This window comes from Roseovarius dicentrarchi (assembly GCF_003316635.1).
Lineage (GTDB): Bacteria > Pseudomonadota > Alphaproteobacteria > Rhodobacterales > Rhodobacteraceae > Roseovarius > Roseovarius dicentrarchi.
Genome location: NZ_QNQP01000049.1, coordinates 1 through 4,678, shown reverse-complemented (window position 1 = coordinate 4,678; position 4,678 = coordinate 1). Strand labels below are relative to the sequence as shown.

The 4,678-nt window shown below is 56.8% G+C and carries 2 protein-coding genes and 3 pseudogenes; 4 read left to right on the top strand and 1 reads right to left on the bottom strand.

Translation table 11 applies throughout. The features are described 5' to 3' along the window. Positions 1-369 (top strand): annotated as a pseudogene (locus tag DQ230_RS16565) (transposase); the annotation flags it as partial. A 200-nt stretch (positions 370-569) separates the two neighbouring features. Beyond that, complete coding sequence (locus DQ230_RS16560; protein WP_113913668.1) at positions 570-2,348, top strand: ABC transporter ATP-binding protein; 1,779 nt, start codon at positions 570-572, stop codon at positions 2,346-2,348. Between the two features lie 162 nt (positions 2,349-2,510). Here DQ230_RS16560 and DQ230_RS16555 read toward each other — a convergent pair. Further along, a pseudogene (locus tag DQ230_RS16555) lies at positions 2,511-3,623 on the bottom strand (IS256 family transposase); the annotation flags it as partial. A 62-nt stretch (positions 3,624-3,685) separates the two neighbouring features. Here DQ230_RS16555 and istB point away from each other — a divergent pair. Beyond that, on the top strand, positions 3,686-4,405 hold the full coding sequence (gene istB, locus DQ230_RS16550; protein WP_113913669.1) for an IS21-like element helper ATPase IstB: 720 nt from the start codon (positions 3,686-3,688) through the stop codon (positions 4,403-4,405). 147 nt (positions 4,406-4,552) lie between these two features. Continuing rightward, positions 4,553-4,678, top strand: a pseudogene (locus DQ230_RS17555) (IS481 family transposase); the annotation flags it as partial.

Genomic DNA, 4,678 nt, shown 5'->3' with positions numbered 1-4,678 from the left:
CAGAGACAAAAGCCAAAGTGAACGCTGCCTTCGACTTCTTCGTCGCAACCTATGGCGTGAAATGGGACAAGGCGGTCGCCAAACTGGTCAAGGATCGAGACGCGCTGCTGACCTTCTACGACTACCCAGCGGAACACTGGAAGCACATTCGGACGTCAAACCCAATCGAAAGCACAGTCGCCACCGTCCGGCATCGCACAAAACGCACCAAGGGATGCCTCAGCCGCAAGACCGGTCTGGCCATGGCCTTCAAGCTGATGATGTCCCCAAAAGAAATGGCGCAAGCTCGATGGTCAAAATCGACTGCCCGAGATCATCCAGGGAGTTGAGTTCCGCGACGGGCTTCGCCACGTTCAAGCCGCCGCCTGATCAAGCGTCACCAACTTCTGCGCATATCTCACCGCGACAGGTCCATCCCCAAGCGACGGCGTCACAAATAGGCCGCTTTATTCCCCCAAAAATCTCACATATGGCTCAGTTTCGCATAAGAGCACTCAAGCTTGAACAGGATCCAAGCAGGTCTCGCTTCATGCCCATTCTTCCGGGCCTTGATACAGGAACAAGATGGTATGCTGTTTAAAAAGCTACGTAGAACAAAGCCTCTGTTTTCCGCGCAGGATCGCAAGAACCTGCGCTGGTTTTGGGACAACTACCTGAAAAGAAAATCCCCTTGGCTCATAGTCGTTCTGGGTACAGTCCTGATCCAAGGCCTAGTATATCAGCAGTTCTTGGCTCTGACCGAGAGTGGTCTGCGCGTGATATTTGAGAGCGGCAGTGCTTGGGAACTCGCCCGTGTTTGCGTCATTGTCTTCATGCTTTTCGCCGTTCGCGGAGTAATGTCCTATCTCACCCCTCGATTGTCGGTCTGGCTCGCCAGCAATGCCGTGCTGCAGATGCGCGAAGATATGATTGATCACCTGATGCGTCTGGACCTGTCCTATTTCGAACGGACCAAGTCCGGTGAAATTATCTTGCGAATGGTCAACCAAGCACAGGACCTGAGTTTGTTCGTGGGTCAAGCCACGGTAAACGCTTTGCGAGACGCCGTGACAGTGATCATGGTTGCGGCCTACCTCATCTACCTCTCGCCTCAGCTTTTCATGGCAGCCGTGATTGTCATTCCGTTTATCATCTTTCTGATGCTCATGGTCGCGGAACGCATCAAGACAATCCAGCAAAGTGCCGAGAACGCCGTGGGTAATTACATGACAGGCATCGAGGAGATGACAGGCGGGATGCGCACCGTGAAAATCTCCAATCAAGAACCGAGTGAACGCTCGCGAATGCGTAAGGCCACCCAAGAAATCCGAAACCTCTCAATCCGGTTGCAAGCGGCAGAAGCCATGGTTTTGCCGTCCATCGACTTGTCTTCAGCGGTTGCCTATGTGCTCGTTATCGGCGGCGGTGGCTACATGGCGCTCAATCCCGCCTATGATCTTGATGGTGCCGGCGTGATCACCTTCTTGCTCGGTTTGGTTCTCTTGTTTGACCCAGCCCGGTTGGTGGCTCAGTTTTTCACAAAGCTGCAGGCGAATCTTGTTCTGCTTGAAGGAGTTCATTCGCTTTTCCGGGAAACCCCAACGATTACGGACGCCCCTGAGGCCGTGGAGGAATTTGATACCAAGGGTGATATCGTTTTGCAGGATATTGCATTTCGATATTCCGAGAATGCACCACTTTTTGACCGGGTCAACATGACCTTGAAAGGTGGCAAGACCACAGCGATCGTAGGGTCGACGGGATCTGGGAAAACCACCATCTTAAGTCTCATTGCTAGGCTCTACAATGTTGCCGACGGACAGATCACGATCAGCGAGCAGCCCATCGAAAAAATCACAATCAGGTCCCTGCGCCAGTCCTTTTCCGTCGTGGCCCAAGACATTGTTATCTTCAATAATTCCATCTGGGAAAATATCCGTTACGTCCGCCCGGACGCTTCCGAAGAAGCAATCTGGGAGGCGGCCGAACAGGCCGCCATTGCAGACCTAATCCGGCAGCGCGGTGATGCACCAGTCGGCCCCAAGGGGGCTCAACTCTCCGGTGGCCAAAAACAGAGAATCGCGATCGCTCGCGCTTTTCTTAGGTCAGCTCCGATCCTGCTGCTGGATGAAGCGACCTCCGCACTGGATCAGCGCACCGAACAGCGTATTCAGGATACCTTGGCAAAACTTGGGAAAGGCAAGACCACGATCATAGTTACCCACCGCTTGAGTTCAGTCGCTGATGCTGACTGGATTTATGTAATGGAAGGCGGCCAAGTCGTCGAAGAAGGTACTCACGGAGACCTCACAAAAGCCGACGGGCTTTATGCGTCAATGTATGCTGCCCAAAAGCAGAGTTATGGCTGAGCTACTGTTAGGTGTTTGATCCCATGGTTTGATGGTGCGATCTATTCTTTGGAATGGAAGGAAGCACTATGGGACAAGTTCGTCACGGGATCGCCACGACCACGCACGCCGGGAGTGTCATGAACTCTGTGTATCTTGCCCGGCCCATGCGGTTTCAGATACTCAAGCGTCGAAGCGTTCGTCGAACATTATGGCGAACTGGTTGCGGGCTGCAAACCATTCGCGGACGTTTCGGCCATCCTTTTCGAACTTGCGGATTGCCAGGTAGATCAGCTTGGTCGCTGCTTCGTCAGTCGGGAAAGAGCCGCGCGTCTTGATCGATTTTCGGATCACGCGGTTCAGGCTTTCTATGGCGTTGGTCGTGTAGATGATCTTCCGGATTGCCGGATCGAAGGCAAAGAACGGAATTACTTCCTGCCATGCCCGGCGCCAGGCCGGGGCGATGGACGCGTATTTCCCGGCCCATTTTTCCTCAAAAGCATCGAGCTCGGCCTCGGCCAAATCGGCGGTCGGGGCGCTGTAAATCCGGCGCAGGTCGGCGGCCACGGCTTTACGGTCCTTCCAGGAACAGAAGTTCAGGGAATGGCGCACCAGATGCACGATACAGGTCTGGACCATGGCGTCCGGGAAGGCAGCGGTGATCGCCTCGGGAAAGCCCTTGAGCCCATCCACGACCGCGATCAGGATGTCCTGCATACCCCGGTTCTTTAGCTCGTTCATCACCGAGAGCCAGAATTTGGCGCCTTCATTCTCAGCGATCCAGAGGCCCAGCACCTCACGCTGGCCATCCCTGGTGACGCCGAGGGCGACGTAGACGGCCTTGTTTTTGACCGTCCGACTGTCCGCGTCGCGGATCTTCACCCGGAGCGCATCGAAAATGACAATGGGATACATCCGGTCCAGCGCCCGGCTCTGCCATTCCCGGACCTCGTCGAGCACCGCATCAGTGACGCGGCTGATCAGATCAGGCGAGACCTTCAGCCCATAGAGTTCAAGCAAGTGCGCCCGGATGTCCCGCACCGTCAGCCCTGCGGCGTAGAGCCCGACGATCCTGTCATCGATCCCGTCGATCCGGGTCTGACCCTTCTTGATCAGTTCCGGCTCGAAGCTGCTGTCGCGGTCCCGCGGGATCGCCACCGGCAATTCCCCGTCCTGCCCCTTCAGCACCTTGGCCGATGTGCCGTTGCGGCGATTGCTCTGTCCGAGAGGCGCGTCCTTGCCTTCTTCATAGCCGAGGTGGGCTGTCAGTTCGGCACCCAGCATCCGCTCCATGAGCTTAGAGGTGGTTCAGTTGATCTGAACAGCCGGGATAAGTGGATTTTCCGTGCAACAGCGGCATGATGCTGCCCACCTTCCTGCGGGAATACGAGAAGCTCGCCCGCCAATGCGCCGCGGAAGGGCTGGATCATGTCCAGTTCCTGGCGCGTCTGGTCGAGCTGGAATTGATCGACCGCGAGCGGCGGATGATCGAGCGGCGCATCAAGGCCGCGAAGTTCCCGACGGCCAAGAGCCTGGACAGCTTCGACTTCAAAGCGATCCCAAAGCTCAACAAGATGCAGGTGCTGGAACTTGCGCGATGCAACTGGATCGAGCGGCGCGAGAATGTCATCGCCTTGGGGCCCAGTGGCACCGGCAAGACCCATGTTGCCCTCGGGCTGGGGCTGGCGGCCTGCCAGAAGGGCCTCTCGGTCAGCTTCACCACCGCCGCGATGCTGGTCAACGAGATGATGGAAGCCCGAGACGAGCGCCGTCTGCTCCGCCTGCAAAAGCAGCTGGCTGGCATTAAATTGCTGATCATCGACGAACTGGGCTTCGTGCCGCTATCCAAGACCGGCGCCGAGCTCTTGTTCGAACTGATCTCGCAGCGTTATGAGCGCGGGTCCACGCTGATCACCAGCAATCTGCCATTCGATGAATGGACCGAAACCTTCGGCACCGAGCGCCTGACTGGCGCTCTACTCGACAGACTGACACACCACGTAAACATCCTCGAGATGAACGGCGACAGCTATCGCCTCGGCCAAAGCCGCGCCCGAAAAGCCCAAGCCGCCACCTGATCACACGTTGCAGAATTGGCCCTCCGGGCCAATGCGCCATGGCACGCGCCAGCTATCTGGGGAGCGCACGCGCCATGGCGCTTGGCACCCCGCCACTGGCCTGGTTTTGCGCCGCCACGTGGCCGGTTTTGTCTCCGCCGTTGACACAAGGCCGTACCTTATCGCATCCACACCATCCTTACTGACAACGGCATCCAGTTCGCCGAGCAGCCCCGCAACCGGAACACAGCATATTCACGACAGATGCGGTTCGACATGATCTGCGAGGCAAAT

Coding starts and splice junctions, on each gene's coding strand:
- DQ230_RS16560 (WP_113913668.1), top strand. CDS start 570: ATGCTGTTTAAAAAGCTACGTAGAACAAAGCCTCTGTTTTCCGCGCAG.
- istB (WP_113913669.1), top strand. CDS start 3,686: ATGATGCTGCCCACCTTCCTGCGGGAATACGAGAAGCTCGCCCGCCAA.